The following is a 19,273-nucleotide window of genomic DNA, read 5'->3' as shown; positions in this document are numbered from 1 at the left end:
CTCACCCTTGGCAAGCGGGATCAGCGTCGATGTCGCCCGGAAGCTCCTGGGCTCGTGTGACCGACGAAGCAGCGAGGGGCGACGCGACTATGCCATCATGCTCACCCTGCTGCGTCTGGGCCTGCGGGCCGGCACGCTCGCCTCCTGGGGGGAGTTCGTCGACGCGTTCGCTCACTGGACCTCGCTCCACGGTGCGCGCGCAATGACGGTCCCGGACAGCGGGCGGCCCTCCACGTGCGCTATCCGGCGTCCGCGTACGTACCCGGCGGCCGTCCAAGCCAGGACTGCGATGACGGCTCCCGCCCGGCCCAGCCCCTGCGGGTTGTCGCCCCGGCCCCAATCGCGCACTCCCGCAAAAACGGCCCGCGGCAGTACGCTGCGCACGTAGCGCCGTTCCGGGCCGAGTGCCCGTTTTTGGCCTACCACCCGGCTGACCTGGGCTTTGGAGATACCCTCGGACCAGGAACGCGACAGCATGTAGCGCAATGTCCCCCTGTCCGCCGGCACATGGTGACGGACCAAAGCCGCGGGTTCGTAGACGATCCGCGATCCGGGTGAGCCTATCTTCGAACGGATGCAGATCTCGGTCTCCTCGCAGCCAAGGGGCAAAGTGCCCTGGCGCCCCAGCGAAAGGTTGAAGCCGCCAACCTGGCGGAGGACTTCGAGCCTGAAGGACATGTTTGCGCCGATGACGTTCCGGACCTCGGAGGCCACCTTGGGCATTCCGCGGTGGCTGCATCCTACGATCCAGTCGAGCTCTTCACCGAAGTAGCCCGGACGGCCCGTTTCCCACACCGGTTCCACGCGGCCGCCGACGGCCAGGACATCAGGATCGTCATAGAGGGCAAGCAGCCGTTGAAGCCAGTCCGGGGCTGCCTCGGCGTCGTCGTCGAGGAAGGCCACAATGTCCGAATCGGCAAGTTCGACGCCGGTGTTCCGCGCTCCGGACAACCCGCGTGGACCGCTGCTCTCCACCACCGTCACGTCATCCACAATTTCGGTGAGCCGCTCATACAGAGCCTCGTTGTGGTCAATGACCACCAGGACCTCTTGGGGTGCAACTGATTGGGCCCGGACGGACTCTATGACGTCCAGCAACCGGTCCCAACGCCTTTCGGTATAAGCACAAATGACGATCGTTACGCTCGGACGTGCACCACGATCCAGCATGCTACGCTCCCCGAACGAGGGAGAGGACCGTTTGGGGGTCCATAGGCGTCCGCGGGACGCTGACATTTGCGTAGGTATATTTCACCCGGCGGAGGGCTTCAGGTCTGGCCCCTGCGGTGGGCGCCTCCCACATGGTGCATTCGCGCGCCAGCGTTCCCAGTACCCGCCAGCCGTCACGGAACGTCTGCAGGTTCGACGCGCCGGAGATCCGGTCCAGCTCCAGGCTGGGAACTTCGGCAATGCGCAGACCGGCCTTTGCCGCCCGGACAATCAGCTCGGTCTCAATTTCGAAGCCGTCCGATTCCAGCTGAAGGATCTCCAGGCATTCCCTCCGAAACGCAATATATCCATAGCAAAGGTCAGAGTAGTTGCTATGCAGGACCGCATTGGCCAATCCCGTCAGGGCGCGGTTGCCGGCCTTCCTCAGCCGGGTCAGGTCTTCGGATCCTCCGCCCGTGACATGGCGCGAACCCTTAACGAAGTCGAAATCGTGCTGAAGCGGGGCAACGAACCAGCCGATCTCCTGCGGATCCATGCTGCCATCCGCATCCAGCATGACAATGATGTCCCCTGAGGCTGCGGCAAAACCCGAACGGAGGGCCACGCCCTTACCCTTGCGCTGCTCATCGACGATGACAAGGTTGTCACGGATAGCGCGGGCTACTCCCACCGTGTTGTCCGTGGAACGGCCGTCCACGATGACAACCTCGTCCACATACGAGGGAATCCGGCGAAGAACCCACGGAATATTCCTCGCCTCGTTCAGGGTGGGAATGACGACACTGACTGACGCCCTCGGAGCTTCGAAGGCCAGCATCGGGAATGTTATTGGGAGCTGGGTTGAAATAGACAAATGCCTCACCACTTCATGACGCTTGCGGATTTAGTCAACTCCGCACTCGACTCGGAAGTCGGGCGCAGATTTATCGCTTTATCCGGTCATGGGTCTGGTCTCTGGCCCCAGCTCTCATTTAGCCTTCGACTCTGGCCGTAGAGATGAGCCTATGGCTGGCCTGAAGCGCCTGTCACCAGTGGCAGGTACTCACTTTTGAGCGCCGGACATACGTTGCCTACCCAAGTACAGGGGTCTGGCCGCCGGTCCGAATATTAGGTATAGGGGTTCTCATTCCGCCCATACTGTAGGGATTTGACCGCTGTCTCTGGGCTAGCGCGCATAAGGGAGTTCAGGTTGACGATTTCCAAGTGCCCGGGAGCCCCGATGAAAATGGCCCGTAGCGTCAGGTGTCCCGCCTTCAACCTGGAAACCTGCCTACACCGCCGTCCGGAAGAAAAGCTCCGTGACTATTGCCAGCCGGTGCGGGTCATCCACGCCGCAGAGCTCACGGGCGGAGTGCATCGAGAGCAGGGGCACGCCGACGTCGACCGTCCGGATCCCCAGGCGCGTGGCGGTCAGCGGGCCAATGGTGGAGCCGCAGGGCATCACGTTGTTGGACACAAATTCCTGGTACGGCACCTCCGCCTCCCCGCACAGCCTCGCCCAGAAAGCCGCGCCCGGCGCGTCGGTCGCGTACCGCTGGTTGGCGTTGATCTTCAGCAGCGGGCCGCCGTTCAGGACCGGGTGGTTGGCCGGATCGTGCCGCTCCGGGTAGTTGGGGTGGACGGCGTGGCCGGCGTCCGCGGAAACACAGAACGACGCCGCCAGCGCCTGCCGCCGCTGGCTCACCGTGGCGCCGAGGCCGTCGGAGACCCGCACGAGGACGTCTTCGAGGATGGGCCCGCACGCGCCGGAACGGGAGTTGGAGCCGATTTCCTCGTGGTCGAACGCCGCGAGGACCGCGATCGGCCCACCTGCCGCGCCGCCAGACGCAGCTGAAGAATGCGCGATCAGCGCCGCCAGCCCGGCGTGCGTCGCGGAAAGGTTGTCCAATCGCCCGGAGGCAAAGAACTCACTGTTGGCCCCGAAAACCCCAGGTTCCTGCGTGTCTGCAATCACGACGTCGTACCCGCCGATCCTGGCCGGATCAACGGAAGCGCCGGGCACGTGAGACGCCAAAACCGCCAGCAGGTCAAAATCGGCGGGATCCCCCAGGCCCCACACGGGGTTCATGTGCCGCTGCTTGTCCAGGGTCAGGCCGTCGTTCACGGCACGGTCAAGGTGGATGGCCAGCTGCGGGAAGCGGAGCAAGGGCCCTGTGGCGGCGAGGTGCTCTGTGCCGTCCAGCATGACCAGCCGGCCCGCCAGCCGAAGTTCGCGGTCCAGCCAGGAGTTGAGCAGCGGCCCGCCGTAGACCTCCACCCCAGCCTGCAGCCAGCCGAACGCTCCCGTGGTGGGCTTGGGCTTGAGCTTGAAGGACGGGGAGTCCGTGTGCGCGCCAAGGATGTTGAACCCGGTGGTGGGTCCGGCGTCTTCCGGGACCACCCAGGCGATCAGCGCGCCGTCGCGGACCAGGTAGAACGAACCGGCCCCGCGGGCCCAGGGCTCACGCTCGTCCAGGCCGGTGAACCCGGCTTCATCCAGCCGGCGGGCGGCCTCGTGGACGGCGTGGAAGCTCGACGGCGATGCGCTGACGTACGCGCCCAGGTCCTGGATGTGGTCACTGGCACTGGAGGCGGCGGCACTGGAGCGTGAAGGCATGGTTCCGAGTCTAGATGGTCACGTTGAGCCCCGCGGTGTAGCCGGCCGAAGCCGATCCGGTCATGGTTGCCAGCTGGTAGATGCCGCCGTCATTCCTGAAGACGTTGTCCGACTGCAAGGTGGTCCGCTTCATGTTTGCGACGCTGGCCTCGTAGCCGGGCGTGGCGTAGACGTCGTCGCAGGCGGCCTTGGTCAGCGCGATCTGCGATACCGCCAGCACCTGGCCGGCGGCGGTGGCGTTGCTCATGGACTCGAACACCTCGAAGTGGATGTGCGGCCAGCGCCCGGAATAGGCTCCGGGGAAGATGGAGGTGAAGGTGACCTGGCCATTGACGTCCGCCTCCTGGACGCCGCGCAGGTAGTTTTCGTTTGCCAGTACGGAATCGTACATGGAGTACCTGCCGTCCCGGTCGCAGTGCCAGGCGTAAACGGCAGCGCCGGCCAGCGGGACGCAGCCGTTGGCGTTGTCCAGCAGGGTCAGGGTGAACGTCAGCGGCACGCCTTCAGCCGAAGCAGACCCTGTTCCGAAGCTTGAGGTGATGTCCTGCCGCACCACCCCGGAGGCAGCCAGGACGTTGGGGCCGTTCGAGCCGTCACCGGGGTAGGGACCTGCTGTTTCCTCGGGGATCTCCACACCGCACTCCGCGATCGCCCGGGTAAGCGTGGGGCTGGCGGTGGGTGTCGCCGTCGTGGTGGCCGCGCTTGCGGTGGCTGCGGCACTCTCCGTGCCGGCCGACGTCGACGTGCTGGCTGTGGTGCCTGACCCGCCGGGGGTGCACGCTGCCAAAGCCGCTGCCGCGCCGCCGGCGCCGAGGAACATTCCGAGGGAACGGCGGCTGATCATGGTGGACAGATCAAACTCAAGGCCGCGGTCGTGGTTGGGGTGGGGTAGGTGGTTGCTCATGGCTCCATCCAACGCGCCCCGCCTATCCCCTGCATAGGCCCTTCCTGTGCGGAACCTGTGCGTCAGTAATCCGGATTGCTGGGGACCACCAGGCCCGTCTCGTAGGCGTAAACCACTGCCTGGACCCGGTCGCGCAGGTGAAGCTTGGTCAGGATGCGGCGGACGTGGGTCTTCACCGTTGCTTCGGAGAGGAAATACCGGTGCGCGATCTCGGCATTGGAGAGGCCCTCCGCCATGGCTTCGAGCATTTCTGTTTCGCGCGGCGTGAGGTCTTCGAGCAGCGAATCCCGCGGCGCGGCGGACGGTGCCGGCACGGCCGCACCGCGGACATAGGTCTCCAGCAGCCGCTGCGTGACCCTCGGTGCCACCACGGCATCCCCGCTGGCCACCACCCGGACGGCATTGACCAGATCCGACGGCGCCACGTCCTTGAGGAGGAAGGCGGACGCGCCTGCCTGGAGCCCGGCGAACGCGTATTCGTCCACATCGAAGGTGGTGAGGATGATGATCCGGGCGCAGGATCCGGAGGCGGTGATGGCGCGGGTTGCCTCGATACCGTCCAGCACAGGCATCCGGACGTCCATCAGGACCACGTCGGGTTTGAGGTCGCGGACCAGCCGGACCGCCTGGGCACCGTCGGAGGCTTCGCCCACAATATGCAGGTCTTCCTCGCCCTCGAGGATGAGGCGGAAGCCCATCCTCAGCAGCGGCTGGTCATCCACCAGCAGGACGGTTATGGGTTGGGTTTCAGTCACGGGTGCCTTGCAGTCGGGGTGGATGGTTGTGGGTTGCCGCGGGCTCGTCGGCCGGCCAGGTCAGGACGGCACACACGCGCCAGCCGCGGCCGCGCCGCCCGGCCACCACGGTGCCTGCGTAGATGCGCGCCCGTTCGGCCATCCCCGCCAGCCCCTGGCCGGAACCGGGCCCGACGCCGGAGCCCGGGAGTCCTGGACCCGGCCCGCCGCCGTCGGAGGTGCCCGGACCCGGGACTCCCGCGCCGTCGTCGAGCACTTCAATCGTGACCGTGGAGCCGGCCCGGACGATGCCCACGTCCACGCGTCCCAGCGACCGGCCGTACCGGAGCACATTCGTCAGTGACTCCTGCACAATCCTGTAGACCGTCAGCTGGAAGGCCGCGTCGTCGGGCAGCGCCGGACCGGTGTGCGAGTAGTGCAGCGGCAGGCCCGCGGTGCGGAAGCCTTCCAGGAGCTTCGCCAGGCTGTCGCCGGAAGCGAGCGGCTGCCGTGGCGCGGTCCCGCCGGCGTCGTCCCGGAGTACGCCCAGAACGCGCCGCATGTCCGCCAGCGCGGTCCGGCCGGTCCGCGACAGTTCGCCAAGCACCTCACCGGCGCGGTCGGGACTTTTCCGGACCACGACGGCGGCGCCATCGGAGAGGCTGACCATTACCGTCAGTGAGTGCGCCACGACGTCGTGCATTTCGCGGGCGATCCGGTTGCGTTCGTTGACGGAGGCCAGGCTGGCCGTCCGTGCCGCCCACGCGGCGATCTCCTGCTCATGCTCCCGCCGCTGCCGCACCGAGATGCCGATCCCGGTGGCGATGACGTTGGACAGGGCGATGGTGGCGCCGGTGGCGATGCTGGTCAGGAGGTGAAAGTCGCCGGGATTGCCGCCGGCATCGTGGACGAAGGAATTCTCCATGGGGCCGACGGCGGCCAGCAGGTACAGGAGGGCCAGCGGCGCCGTGGCGGCGGCCATGGCCACCAGCGCGAACCGGCGCGTGTGCACCACGGCCACGGCGTAGAGCGAGAACCACAGGCCCGCCGAGACATTGGAGCCCCACGGGTGCAGCAGCGTGACCGCCACTTCCATCACCGCGACGAAGGCAGCCAGCGCCACGGGGTGGGAGCGCCGGAAGAACAGTGCCCCGGCGACCGCGAAGAGGAGCGCCGCCGCCAGCCAGGCGCCGGACGAAATTGCGTCCACCGCTGTCGGCGCCACAAGCAGCGCATAGCTGAACGCCACCACACCGTCCATCACCCGGGGGTGCTGGTAAAGGTAGCGCCGGAGCAGGCCGCGGCGCTTGGCCGTGATTTCGGCAAAGGACGCGTCGGCCTGGCTGGCCGGCGCGTCCCTCACGAGTGCCGCTTCATTCATGCTCTGAGCCTAGTGTCCGCCTAGACGTCGCGTTTCTTGAGCACGATCATGGCCGGTACCAGGAACAGCAGAACGTAGCCCAGGAATATCAGGCCGCCCTGCCAGGGATCGATGACGCCGTCGGTGTGGCCAATGGACAGGAACCGTCCGCCGGCGTCGCTGGGGAGGTACTGGGGCACGTACTTCCAGAAGTCACCGGGGATGAATGTCATAAAGCTCGCCGCAATGGACAGGACGAAGAACAGGCCCACCAGCACGGTGATTCCGCCCGCGGAGTTGCGCAGCAGTGCGCCGAGCGACAGGCCGATCAGGGCTACCCCGGCAACGTAGAGGCCGCCCGTGAAAACGCTGTACAGCACGCCGTCCGTGGACCAGTCCAGGTCCAGGCCCAGCCCCTGGAAGACCGGCATGGCGATCAGGAACGTGGCCACGGCGGCGATGGTGGTGATGACGTAGGAGATTACGGCGAGCAGGATCGCCTTGGCCACAAAGGCCGGTGTGCGGCGCGGGACGGCGTTCATGGTGGAACGGATCATTCCCGTGGCGTACTCGGAGGAGATGAACAGGACAGCCAGCGAGCCCAGCACCAGGATGCCGATCTGCAGGCCTGCATTGGGCAGGTTGTACAGGTCAAAGCCTGATCCTGGTGGGAAGGTCTGCGACATCATTTCCGGCGTCAGGGTCTGGCCCTGGTCCCGGGCCTGCCGTGCCATTTCGTCGAGGAAGGAGAACCGGATCAGGACCGCGAGGGCCCCGACGCCGATAATCGCCACCAAGGTCAGGAGCAGCAGGATGCGGGTGGACATCAGGGAGAACAGCTTGATCCATTCGGACCGCAGCACACCGGCGAAGGTCACGCCCTTGGTACCAGCGGTGGAACGGACCCGGGAAGTTTGGGTTTCAGTCATGGTGGTCATCGTCCTTACTTTCCTGCCGTTGCCGGGGCGGTTTCCGGGGCGAACTCGCCGGCGGGTCCACCGGTCAGGTGTGAGTGGTATTCCACTTCGTCCTTGGTGAGGTCGAAGTAGGCGTCTTCCAGAGACGACTGCTGCGGGGTGAGTTCGTAGACGAGCACCCGGTTGTCCAGTGCCACCTGGGCGATCTGGCGTGCGTCCAGGCCTGTCACTTCCAGGGTTTCGGGCTGGCCCTGGTCCACGGTCACGCCATCGCCGGACAGCAGGGCGGACAGTTGGGTGGCTGCGGACGTGCGGACCAGGGTCTTGACCTGACGGGTGCCCGCAATGATGTCCTGCACGGGGGCGTCCGCGATGATTTTGCCGCGGCCGATCACGATCAGGTGGTCTGCCGTCTGGGCCATTTCGCTCATAAGGTGTGAGGACAGGAAGACGGTCTTGCCCTGCCCGGCGAGATAGCGGACCAGGTTGCGGACCCACAACACACCTTCCGGATCGAGGCCGTTGACCGGCTCGTCCAGGATCAGGGTCTGCGGGTCGCCAAGGAGCGCGTTGGCAATGCCCAGGCGCTGCCCCATACCCAGCGAGAAGCCGCCTGCCTTTTTCCGGGCCACTGCCTCCAGGCCGGTCATTTCGATGACTTCATGCACCCGGGACGTGGGAATGTTGTGCGTCGCCGCCATGGCCCGCAGGTGGTTGTAGGCGCTGCGGCTGGTGTGGACGGCTTTGGCGTCCAGCAGCGCGCCCACCTGGTGCAGGGGGGCCTTGTGATCGGCGTAGTGCAGGCCGTTGACGGTGACCGAGCCCGACGTCGGCCGGTCCAGTCCCATGATCATGCGCATGGTGGTGGATTTGCCGGCACCGTTCGGGCCCAGGAAGCCCGTTACCTGCCCTGCTTTGACGGTGAAGCTGACGCCGTCAACCGCCGTTTTGCTGCCGTAGACCTTTGACAGGCCTGTTGCCTCAATCATGGAAATGTTCCTTAGAACAGCAGCCTGGTGGCTGCGGGATGCGGGGAAGTTTTCGTGTGTACGCTCCACGCTACCGACGGCTCGGCCGGATTTCGCCTGTCTCAGGGATGATTCAGGGTCGAATCAGGGTAGTCCGCACGGATGATCAGGGGTCCCCCCTCAGGGGGCGCAGCAGCCTTAGGTGCGGGGCGAGTAGTAGGTCAGGGCGCGCGGTTCCACCCGGATCCGAACACTGCGCACGCCCGCCAGTGCCTCGCCGTCGACGGCCAGTGCCAGGGGGGAGCCCTCCGACTCAATCCGGACCTCGGTAGCCTCCCGCAGATGGGTGATCCGGGACGTCGCCACCGTACCTGTCAGCACCGACCACAGGAGCCGGAGTCGGGCAAAGGATTCGTCGGCGGTGATCATGCGGACATCCAGGATGCCATCGTCCAGCACGGGCCGCGACAGGGGCGCGTGGTCCCGGGGGTAGTAGCGCCCGCGTCCGATGTACGCGATCCAGAGTTTGTGCCGGACGCCGTCCACGGTCAGGGTGGTGGGTGTTCCCGCGGCGAAGGTCCGGAACATGGCCACCACGCCGGCCAGCGGTTTGCCGAGGGCCGGCTGCAGCTGCTCCCTGCGCCGGACGAGATTGGGGTACAGGCCGATGCTGGCCGTGTTCAGCATGACCAGGTCAGCCGTTTCCGGGTTGCCTGCCAGCCCGCGCTCCACTGTCACAAGGCCGACGTCGGCCCGCGCGGCTTCACCAGCGGCCGCGGCTGCCACAGCGTCCTTGAGGTTGGCAGTTCCTGTGTCCCGCGCGAAGTGGTTGAGCGTTCCGCCCGGGAGCACCAGCAGGGGAAGGGAATGTTCGACGGCGGCCGCGGCCGCGGTGCCAACGGTTCCGTCGCCGCCCCACACGCCCAGGGCACGGGTGTCGGCGTGGGAAGCGGTGGCCTGGATGGCCTCGTCAAGGCTCTCGCCCGGCTCGACCGTTTTTATATACGCCTTGGGGAATACTTCCTGAAGGGCTCCCGCGGTTTGTTCCGTGAAGGAGCCGCCGAGGGTATTCACTACGATGCTGAGACCTTCGCCGCCCGGCAGCTCGGGGGCTTCGGTTGCGGTGCGCGATACTCCGGGAAACGGTGGTCGGACGGGCCACCACTTACGGGTCACCAACGCCGCCCCTGCGCCGATCGCCGAACCGAAGAACACATCCGATGGCCAGTGGGCCCCCGTGTGGACCCGGGAATAGGCCACCCCCAGCGCCGCCGGCGCAAGTGCCGCACCGACAGCCGGCTTGACCAGGCCGGCGCCGAGCGCGAAGGCGATAGCTGAGGCCGAATGCCCCGATGGCATCGATGAACTGGTGGGCTGCGGATGGACGAACCGGAACACCGGCAGATGCTCAGGGAGCGGGCGTGCCCGCGGCAACAGGGTCTTGAACACCACGTTGGTCACCGCCGATGCCACCGCTTGGGCGATCAGCCCGTGCAGGGCAGCCCGGCGGGGCTTGCCGGGGAAGGCGGCCATGATCGCCGCTGCCCCGATCCACAGTTTGCCGTGCGTGGCGGAGGCGGAGAGGCGCCGGAAAAACTCATCGTGGTTTCCACCCGGGAACGACGACACGCCGCGGACAAGGTACCGGTCAAAGCGGCTGATCCAGCCCGGTCCCTTGCGCAACGCTCTATACATCTCCCCACCCTAATACCGGCGGGTTCCCCTACTTGGAGGACCGGGGCGGGGAGGACTGGGGCGCGGAGGGCTGGAGCTTGGAGGGCAGGGGCCTCGCAGCGCCGGCAAGGAGCAGTGCCACCAGGATCGGGGCGAGGATCGCGAGGAGCGCCAGGTGGATTCCCGTGAGGTCGCCCAAGTAGCCCAGCAACGGCGGGCCGGCGAGGAACGAAACATACCCCAAAGTGGATACAACGGAGACCCGCGCCGCTGCATGCTTCGGATCGTCGGCCGCCGCTGACATTCCCATGGGGAAGGCCAGCGCGGAGCCCACGCCCCACAGCGCAGCACCAACCCCGGCCAGCCAGATGTTCCCCGCAAGCACAAACAGGCACAGACCCGCGGTGGCCGCGGCCATGCTGGCCCGTAGGACTACGACGCGGCCGTAGATGTCGATCACGCGGCCGCCAAAGAGCCGCATCGCCGTCATCGCCAGGACAAACAAGGCGAACATCAGGGCACCGGTGGATTCCGAACTGCCCAGGCCGTCAACAGTGGCCTTGGCGATCCAGTCGTTCCCGGCTCCTTCGGTAAGGGTTGCGCCCAGGACAACAACGCCGATCAGCAGGGTGCGGCCGTCACGCCAGGCCGAGGGCCCCTTCACGGCCGTCGGTTCACCCTCGACCGGAGCCGCCTGGGCCGCGTGGGGGAGGAAATAGCGGGGCGCCACGAGGGCTACCACCACCACCACACCGGCGATGACCAGCAGGTGCAACGGCAGGCCAATACCGAGTGTTGACAGTCCCGCACCGATCAGTGCCCCCACAAAGGCCCCGCCGCTGAAGGCCGCATGGAACTGCGGCATGATGGTGCGCCGAAGCTTGTGCTCGACGTCGGCTCCTTCAATATTTTGGGAAACGTCCCAAAGCCCGACGCCAATGCCGAAGAAGAACAGCGAAACGGCAGTGCCCGGGATCGATTCCGCCGACAGGGAAAGGGCAATGCCCACCCCGGCCAGTGCTGACAGCAGACCGCCTGCCCGCACGGCATTGGCGGTGCCGATCTTCCCCACCACAAGTCCCGCCGTCGGAAGGGCGAGCAGGGAACCGACGGCGATGCACAGCAGCAGCGTGCCCATCTGGCCGGAGGTCAGGTGCAGCGTCTCGGTGACGGCGGGGATCCTGGCGGCCCAGCTGGCAAAGACAAAGCCGTTGATCCCGAAGACCACAAAAGTGGCTGCGGCGGCTGCCCTGAGGGACGGTCCGGCCGGCGTGCTGGTGTTGATGCTCATGCTTTGACTACTTCCACCGAGAGCTTGTTGAGGTGTGCGAGTTCGTCCGCACTCAGGTCTTTGTCCGTAACTATCACGTTCACGGCGTCCAAGGGGGCAACCAGGGCCATCGCGGTGGCATTCCATTTGGCGCCGGCGCAGGCAACAATCACCCGCGCCGCGGATTCGAGTCCGGCCCGCTTCACTGCGGCGTCTTCCAGATCATGGGCCAGGAGACCGTCCCTGAGGTTCAGGGCGCAGGGCGTGACCACCGCCGTGTCGAAACGCAGGGACCTGATGTTGGCTTCCGCGAGCGGGCCACGGAAGGAGAGCTCGCCGGGAACCAGGCTTCCGCCCGGGAGCAGCAGGGCAGGACGTTGGCCGGCATGCGGGTCGTCGTCGGTGACCGTCGTCAGGGAGCGCATGGACATGGGCATCAGCGTCAGTTCGCGCCCGCGGAGGACACGGGCAATTTCCGTGGCTGTGGTGCCGCTGTCCAGCCACACGAGTTCGCGATCTCCCAGCAGGCCTGCCACGGCAACGGCGATCCTGGCCTTCACGGCCTGGTCTTCAAGTTCGCGCTGGCCGTAGCCGGGGTTTTCGCCGCCGGCAATGAGGCTCCTGGCACCGCCATGGACCCTGCGCAGCACACCATGCGATGCGAGCAGCTCAAGGTCGCGGCGGATGGTGGCGCCCGATGCGTCGCACGCCTGGGTCAGCTCGTCCACCGAGATCTCGGCCTGGTGGCGAAGCAGCTCCCCGATCAGGCGGTGCCGCTCTTCAGTCTTCATGCTCATATGATAGCAATTTTTGATCATATGCGCATTGCCTATGCTTAGCGGGCGCGCTCAACCCGCTTTTCATCCCATACTGGCTCGGCGGATTCGTAGACGCGGCCGTCGGAACCGAACACCAGGAACCGGTCGAAGGTGCGGGCGAACCAGCGGTCGTGGGTGACTGCCAGGACCGTTCCCTCGAAATGGTCAATGGCTTTTTCCAGTGCCTCGGCCGAATGCAGGTCCAGGTTGTCCGTGGGTTCATCCAGCAGCAGGAGCGTGGCGCCGGAGAGCTGCAGCAGCAGGATCTGGAATCGTGCCTGCTGGCCGCCGGAGAGGGACTCGTACTTCTGCTCCGACTGCGACGCCAGGCCGTAGCCGTCCAATGCGCCGGCGGCTGCCTCGCGGCCCAGGCCGGACCGGTGCTCGTCGCCGCGGTGCAGGATCTCCAGCAGGGTCTTGCCCAGGAGGTCGGGCCGGACGTGGGTCTGGGCGAAGAAGCCTGGCCGGATACGGGCGCCGAGTTTCACAGTCCCCTCGTGCGGCACTTCGGCAATATCGACGTCGGACACGGGGAGGTGCTCCCGTTCCGGGTCCGTCCCGCCAGTGGCCAGCAGGCGCAGGAAGTGGCTCTTGCCGGAGCCGTTGGAGCCGAGCACACCCACGCGGTCCCCGAACCACACCTCGGTGGAGAACGGCTTCATCAGCCCGGTCAGTTCCAGTTTCTCAGCCACAACGGCCCGTTTGGCGGTCCGGCCGCCCTTCAGGCGCATGCGCACGTTCTGTTCGATCGGCAATGCTTCGGGCGGGCCGGCCTCGAGGAACTTGGCCAGGCGCGTCTGGGCGGCCTGGTAGCGGTTGGCCATATCGGAGCGGAATGCCGCCTTGTTCTTGTACATGTTGACGAGTTCCTTGAGCTTCACGTGCTCCTCGTCCCAGCGCTTGCGGAGCTCCTCGAAGCGGGCATTCCGGTCGGCGCGGGCGTCGACGTAGGAGCCGAAGCCGCCGCCGTGCACCCAGGCGCCGGCGCCGTTGATGCCCGGTTCGAGGGTCACGATGCGGCCGGCGGCATTGTTGAGCAGCTCGCGGTCGTGGCTGATGAAGAAGACAGTCTTTTTGGACTCGTTGAGCTTGTCCTCCAGCCAGCGCTTGCCAGGCACATCGAGGTAGTTGTCCGGTTCGTCCAGGAGCAGGAGTTGGTCAGGTCCCGCGAACAGGGCCTCCAGCACAAGCCGCTTCTGCTCGCCGCCGGAAAGGCTCGACGCCGGGCGGTGCTGTGCCCGGTCAAAGGGCAGTCCCAGGGCGGCCATGCAGACCTCGTCCCAGACAGTCTCCACGTCATAACCGCCGGCATCTCCCCAGTCCACGATGGCCTGCGCGTACCGCATCTGGCTGGGCTCGTCGTCGTGCTCCACCATCGCGAGCTCCGCCTCGTCCACCTCCCTGGCCGCGGCGGCCAGGGCCGGCGGAGCGGCGGACACCAGCAGATCTCGGACCGTGGAATCGTCCCGGACCTGGCCCACGAACTGGCGCATGATGCCCATGTTTCCGGAGCGCCCGATCACGCCTTCGTCCGGTACGAGGTCGCCGGAAATGATCCGGAACAGGGTGGTCTTGCCCGTGCCGTTGGGGCCGATCAGGGCGGTTTTGGTACCGTCCGGGACCTTGAAAGTCACGCCGTTGAGCAGCTGGGTGCCATCGGAGAGGAAGTAGTCAATGCCGGAAATGTCTATATGGGCCACGCCAACAATCTTCCCACGCCCGCCCGACCCGGGTTTTTGTCCAGATAATCTGCCTTCGAGGCAGTTCTGCGAGCATTATCTGGACAAAAAGTCGGGGGCGCTAGCCGGCGGCGGTCAGGAACTGCTTGAGCAGCGGCCCGGACGTGGTGGCTCCGAGTCCGCCGTCCTCAACAAACACGGCCACAGCCAGGTCACCGTGGACGGCCACAATCCAGGCGTGCGTCTTGGGCGGGCTCTCCTTGCCGAACTCCGCCGTGCCGGTCTTGGCGCCCACCGGCGCGCCCGGAACTGTCGTCAGGAAGCCCGCGTGGCCGGACGTGACGACCGCCCGCATCATGTCGGACAGTGCCGCGGCCTCCGCGGCAGTAATGGGCTGGCCGGACGCCTTGGCCGGTGCCTCGGGCGTAACGGTCGACGACGGCGACGCGCCCTCCGCCGTCGTCCCGCCGGAGGTGTCTGCCGCGGCAGCCCCGGCGTCGGGGTTCAGGACCAGCTGCGGTGAGACGGGGGATCCCTTGCCCACGGAACCGGCCATGATGGCCGCAGCCAGCGGGGACAGGAGCACCTTGCCCTGGCCGATCATCGAGGCGGCATGTTCGGTGCCCGCAGCCTCGCCCGGAACGGACCCCAGGAACGCCGCGGCGCCCAGCGCGGGGGGCCTCCACCGCCACGCCCATGGCGACGGCGGCAGCCTCCAGCTGGGCCTGCGTGACAGTGTCGCGCGCAGCGATGAACGCCGTGTTGCACGAATGGGCAAAGGCATCGCGGAGTGCCACGGACCCCAGCGACGTTTCCGGGTAACCTTCCGCGTTCTTGAACGTCCGGCCGTCCACGGTAAGGGTGGGTGTGCATTCCACCTTCGAATCGGGCGTCAGGCCGTTGCGGAGCATGGCAAGCGAATCGACGATCTTGAAGGTTGACCCGGGTGCGTACTGGCCCAGCATGGCGGTGTTGTAGCCGTTGCTTCCCGGGCCTGAGGCCGCGGCGAGAACGGCCCCCGTGGAGGGGCGGAGCGCCACGATGGCCGATGCCGGGCCTACCCCGGCAAGGGTGCTCTCGGCAAGTGACTGGAGGTTCGGATCAAGGGTGGTTTTCAGTGGTGTGCCGGGGGTCGGGGCCGCCTGGAACACCACCCTGCGGGGATCCGTTCCTGCGGCCTGGATCTGTTCGCGGGTCAGGTCGGCCCGCTGCGCCCGGATCACCACGGCATCGGTGCCGCGGAGCTGCGCGTCGTACTGCTGCTGGAGCCCGCCGATGCCGGTCACGTCGCCGGCGGTCAAGACGCCGTCGGACGCCTCGATCTGCTCGGCCGTGGCCTCGCCGACGGTGCCAAGGACTGCCCTTGCGAACGTGCGGCTGGGTGCCAGCGGCTGGGCTTCCGGGATGGCGCGGGCACCGGGAATGGCCGTGATCTGCGCGTCCGTGACGGTGCGGCCCTCATCACGGAGAGTGATGGCCCGGACGAACGCCTCGGCACCGGAGGCCGCAACCTGTTGGGCGTAGGCGGCGGGATCCACACCCACCAGTTCGGCCAGTTTGGTGGCTGACGCGGCGGCGTCCGCGGATCCCAGTAGCAGTCTGTCGATCCCCACGTTGACCACGGGACGGTACGTGACCAGCTTCGCGTCATCCGCGCCCAGGATGTCGGCGCGCTGCGGCGACTGGGTGCCCTTGCTCAGGATTTCGTTGTCGGCGAGTCCGGGGACCAGGGCTGCCGGGTTCCAGACCGCCCGCCAGTTATCCCCTGACTTCGTGAACTCTGCGGAGACCGTGTACTTCCACTCGCCGGTGCCGATTTTCCAGGTGTAGTCCAGCGGAACGGTTGCCGTGTCGCCGTCCAGGGTGAGCTCGCCGGCCGACACGGTGGGCTTGTCCGGCTCCAGGGCCTTGAAAACGTCCTGGACCTGTTGTTTGGCCACCCCGGAGTCCTTGCCATCAAACGCGACCGAGCCGACGTCGAGCGTGGAAAGAGCGGACGCAAACTGCTTGGCCGCGCTTTCGGCACCCCCTCTGCCGTCGTCGCAGGCAACCAAGGAGGCGCCGAGGATGAGTCCAGCTATGGCAAGCGATAGTTTCTTTGAGTTCCCCACGGCGCTATTATGCCCCGATTTGGAACGCGCTTGCTGTCACCCATTCCGCGCGAACGGACAGTTGACGCCCCAATGATTTGCGCGAAAGGACACTTGAGGACCGCTGCCAGGGGCTTAAGTGTCCGTTCGCGCCGGCATAGAGGCGGGGTTCAGAGGCCGAGCGAAGGGACCCCAAGACCAAACATGTCTTTCAGGGCATGTTTCGCGGCGAAGAACCCTGGCATGCCCGTTACGCCGGGGCCGGGCGGCGTAGAGGAGGAACAGAGATACACGCCGGGCACGGGCGTCCGCCATGGAACGCGGGAGATCACGGGGCGCTGGATAAGTCCGCGCACATCCATGATGCCGGCACTGAAGTCCCCGCCCACGTAGTTCCGGTTGTAGCGGGCCAGTTCCGCCGCAGTGGTCACCCGGGTCTGCATCACCACATCCCGGAACCCGGGCGCGAAGCGCTCCAGCTGCGCGGTGACGGCCTCGCCCATGTCACGGGTTGATCCGGCAGGCACATGGCAGTATGCCCACAGGATCTGCCGGCCGGCCGGCGCCCGGCCCGTGTCGAACCGTGATGGCTGGGCCACCAGGACGTAAGGGTGTTCCGGGTGTTTCCCGGCGGATACTTCGTTCTCGGCACGGGCCAGTTCAGCACGCGTGCCGCCGACGTGCACCGTTCCGGCGTCCCCCAGTTCCTTTGCTGCCCACGGAACGGGTCCGGACAGGATGAAGTCCACTTTGCAGGAACCATTCCCATAGCGGAACGCCTCCAGGGCTTGCCGGTACCTGGCCGGGAGGCTGTCGCCCGCAATGTTCAGGAGGCCCCGTGGGGCCACGTCCAGCAGAGTGGCCCGCACGCCGCGGAGTTGTTGGAGGCTCTCGATCGTTGCCCCCGTATGGATCACGCCGCCGTGGGCACGGATGTCGGCCTCCAGCGCGGCCGCAATGGAGGCCGATCCACCCAGCGGAATCGGCCAGCCTTGGGCGTGGGCCAGTGCGGTGAGCATGAGCCCGGCGCCTGCAGAGGCCAGCGAGGGCAGCTGCGACACCGCATGGGCGGCCACGCCGCTGAGCAGTGCAGGCGCAAGGTCCTCGTGGAACCGCGCGTTCCACAGCCGCGATCCCTGCTCCAGCGTCCGCAGCCCGAAAAGCGCCGCCGCCAGGGGATCCCGGGGGATCCTCAGCAGCTGGTGCTGCGTCAGATCCATCACGCCGTCAATGCGGTCAACCAGCGGGCCAAGAAGCCTGCGGTAGGCGTCGCCGTCCCGGCCCAGGCCTTGGACCGTCCGTTCGAGGCTGTGATATCCGAGGGCCGCCCGTCCGCCGTCGAGCGGTGATCCGAACGAAAGCTCCGGGACCACCAGGTCTATCCGGCGTGCCAACTCGAAGTCGCGGAAGAAGGGTGATGCCAGCGCCATGGGGTGCACGGCCGAGCAGATGTCATGGAGGTACCCCGGCTGCATCAGTTCGGCGGTGCGGGTGCCGCCTCCGATGGTGTCCGCCGCCTCGTGGACTTCGACGGAGAGGCCGGCGCGCGCCATCACGGCGGCTGCAGCCAGCCCGTTGGGTCCGGACCCGACGACGGCGACGTCAGGCATGGTGTTTCGCCCGCCAAGGGAGCACCGCGTGCGAGGGATGGCGGGGGCTGAACCGCAACCAGTCCGGGAGTCCGTCGAACGGCCCTCCCTGTGGATCATCGAGGTGATGGCGGCGGACAGGATCGTAGTCCGGATCGTGGATGTCCCATACAACCCGGAACATCAAATATGCCGTTACAAGCATATGTGCTGCCACGGCCAGGACGTAGTAGGGCATGTCAATATTGTGCTGGGTCGGGCCCTGGCTGGCCACCTGGCCCAGGTACATCCAGACGGCTGCCCAGTGCAGGCCTTCAACGCCCTGCCAAAGAAGAAAATCCCGCCACCGCGGCCGGGCCAGCGCCAACAGCGGAATGAGCCACAGGACGTGCTGCGGCGAATAGACCTTGCTGGTCAGGACAAAAGCACCCACGATGAGGAACGCCAACTGGGCCAGCCGCGGCCGGCGTGCTGCTGTCAGCGCCATCGCGGCAATCATGGTGCAGGCCAGCAGGAACACGGCCAGCGCCAGCCAGTTGATGGTTGCGGGATCCAGCACCGGCCAGCGCAGCCGCCGGGCCACGAGGTTGTAGGCGAACCATAGGGACCCGTAGCCGGCTTCCCTCGTCTCGGTGAACCTGAAGAAGTACGCCCAGCCGGACGGATTTGCCACCGCAACAGGCACGTTAATGGCCAGCCAGGCCGCTGCGCTGGCGCCTGCAGTGACCAGGAAACCCCGGATCCGCCCGGTCCGCAGGGCCAGCAGGAGCACGGCTCCGAGAACCAGGGCGGCATAGGGCTTCGTCGCTGTGGCGAGGCCAATCAGGGTGCCGGCGAGGACCAGCCTTTCCCGCGAAAAACACAGCATACCCAGCGCCAACAACGCCACGGCCCACATGTCCCAGTTGATAGTTCCGGCCAGCACGATGCCAGGTGCCAGCGCCACCATGGCCGCATCCCAGGGGCGCCGCTGTGACATCCGGGCCGTAGCCAGCACGGTGACAATCCATACGGCTGCACCCAGAGTGGCATTAACGTCGAAGTAGCCAAGAATCCGCGCGTCGCTGATGCCCTGGCCCGGGACCATCCAGGCAGTCACCCCGGCAATGAGTCCCATCAGGACGGGGTCTTCAAAGAGGGATCCCGGGCTCAGGACCGGGAACGTGCCGTCCCCCAGGCCGCGGTTGCGGAAGAATTCCGGGAAGTCGGAATAGCACGTGGAATAGAACTGGCCGGGGCTCGACCAGCCGTTGGCCCGGCAGTAGCCCTTGATGGCGAGGCCGGCCAGCGCCGCCACGACGGTCAAGATGATCAGGACACGTTCCACGGTAAAAACGCCGGGGGAGACGAGGCCGGGCGCCGACCGGGCACCCATCGGCCCGCCGATCAGTTCCGTGAAGTTCTTCAGCAGCAGGTCGCTGCGGCTCGGAACAACCAAGCGGGCGCGCCGTGGGTGCGCCGGTGGCTTCGTCTCCTGCATGTCTGAGAGCTTACCCGGGACGCC

At 66.7% G+C, this 19,273-nt stretch carries 14 protein-coding genes and 1 pseudogene; all 15 read right to left on the bottom strand.

The genetic code is table 11. The features are described from left to right. Positions 1-171: 171 nt before the first annotated feature. Positions 172-1,170: a glycosyltransferase family 2 protein gene (locus MUN23_RS08825; RefSeq protein ID WP_256468721.1), complete on the bottom strand. Its 999-nt coding sequence runs from the start codon at positions 1,168-1,170 to the stop codon at positions 172-174. Between the two features lies 1 nt (position 1,171). Next, on the bottom strand, positions 1,172-1,987 hold the full coding sequence (locus MUN23_RS08820) for a glycosyltransferase family 2 protein (RefSeq protein ID WP_058930659.1): 816 nt from the start codon (positions 1,985-1,987) through the stop codon (positions 1,172-1,174). Between the two features lie 453 nt (positions 1,988-2,440). Continuing rightward, on the bottom strand, positions 2,441-3,766 hold the full coding sequence (locus MUN23_RS08815) for a M18 family aminopeptidase (protein ID WP_248763452.1): 1,326 nt from the start codon (positions 3,764-3,766) through the stop codon (positions 2,441-2,443). A 10-nt stretch (positions 3,767-3,776) separates the two neighbouring features. After that, positions 3,777-4,670, bottom strand: coding sequence for an intradiol ring-cleavage dioxygenase (locus MUN23_RS08810; protein ID WP_248763451.1), 894 nt, complete (start codon positions 4,668-4,670; stop codon positions 3,777-3,779). Positions 4,671-4,732: 62 nt separating this feature from the next. After that, positions 4,733-5,368 carry a response regulator gene (locus tag MUN23_RS08805; protein ID WP_371876036.1) on the bottom strand — a complete coding sequence of 212 codons (636 nt, stop codon included), beginning with the start codon at positions 5,366-5,368 and terminating at the stop codon, positions 4,733-4,735. Positions 5,369-5,417: 49 nt separating this feature from the next. Beyond that, a complete protein-coding gene (locus MUN23_RS08800) occupies positions 5,418-6,785 on the bottom strand; it encodes a sensor histidine kinase (RefSeq protein ID WP_248763449.1) in 1,368 nt (455 codons plus the stop codon). A 20-nt stretch (positions 6,786-6,805) separates the two neighbouring features. Further along, positions 6,806-7,693 (bottom strand): ABC transporter permease, encoded by an 888-nt coding sequence (locus MUN23_RS08795; RefSeq protein ID WP_248763448.1) that lies wholly within the window; start codon positions 7,691-7,693, stop codon positions 6,806-6,808. A gap of 14 nt (positions 7,694-7,707) precedes the next feature. Continuing rightward, positions 7,708-8,670 carry an ABC transporter ATP-binding protein gene (locus MUN23_RS08790; RefSeq protein WP_248763447.1) on the bottom strand — a complete coding sequence of 321 codons (963 nt, stop codon included), beginning with the start codon at positions 8,668-8,670 and terminating at the stop codon, positions 7,708-7,710. A 177-nt stretch (positions 8,671-8,847) separates the two neighbouring features. Beyond that, complete coding sequence (locus tag MUN23_RS08785) at positions 8,848-10,344, bottom strand: bifunctional phosphatase PAP2/diacylglycerol kinase family protein (RefSeq protein WP_248763446.1); 1,497 nt, start codon at positions 10,342-10,344, stop codon at positions 8,848-8,850. 28 nt (positions 10,345-10,372) lie between these two features. After that, on the bottom strand, positions 10,373-11,614 hold the full coding sequence (locus MUN23_RS08780) for an MFS transporter (protein ID WP_248763445.1): 1,242 nt from the start codon (positions 11,612-11,614) through the stop codon (positions 10,373-10,375). Continuing rightward, positions 11,611-12,384 (bottom strand): DeoR/GlpR family DNA-binding transcription regulator, encoded by a 774-nt coding sequence (locus MUN23_RS08775; RefSeq protein WP_248763444.1) that lies wholly within the window; start codon positions 12,382-12,384, stop codon positions 11,611-11,613. Before MUN23_RS08775 ends, MUN23_RS08780 begins: the two co-directional genes overlap by 4 nt. 44 nt (positions 12,385-12,428) lie before the next feature. After that, the gene (locus tag MUN23_RS08770; protein ID WP_248763443.1) at positions 12,429-14,111 is read right to left on the bottom strand and encodes an ABC-F family ATP-binding cassette domain-containing protein; all 1,683 of its coding nucleotides are present in this window, start codon (positions 14,109-14,111) and stop codon (positions 12,429-12,431) included. A gap of 100 nt (positions 14,112-14,211) precedes the next feature. Beyond that, positions 14,212-16,201, bottom strand: a pseudogene (locus MUN23_RS08765) (penicillin-binding transpeptidase domain-containing protein). A gap of 149 nt (positions 16,202-16,350) precedes the next feature. After that, complete coding sequence (locus tag MUN23_RS08760) at positions 16,351-17,790, bottom strand: NAD(P)/FAD-dependent oxidoreductase (protein ID WP_248763442.1); 1,440 nt, start codon at positions 17,788-17,790, stop codon at positions 16,351-16,353. Then, a complete protein-coding gene (locus MUN23_RS08755; protein WP_248764035.1) occupies positions 17,783-19,249 on the bottom strand; it encodes a glycosyltransferase family 87 protein in 1,467 nt (488 codons plus the stop codon). The genes MUN23_RS08760 and MUN23_RS08755 overlap by 8 nt, the downstream gene beginning before the upstream one ends. Positions 19,250-19,273 lie beyond the last annotated feature (24 nt).

The organism is Pseudarthrobacter sp. SSS035 (genome assembly GCF_023273875.1).
Lineage (GTDB): Bacteria > Actinomycetota > Actinomycetes > Actinomycetales > Micrococcaceae > Arthrobacter.
Note: the sequence above shows the minus strand (reverse complement) of the source record. Positions and strands in the feature narration are given on the sequence as shown.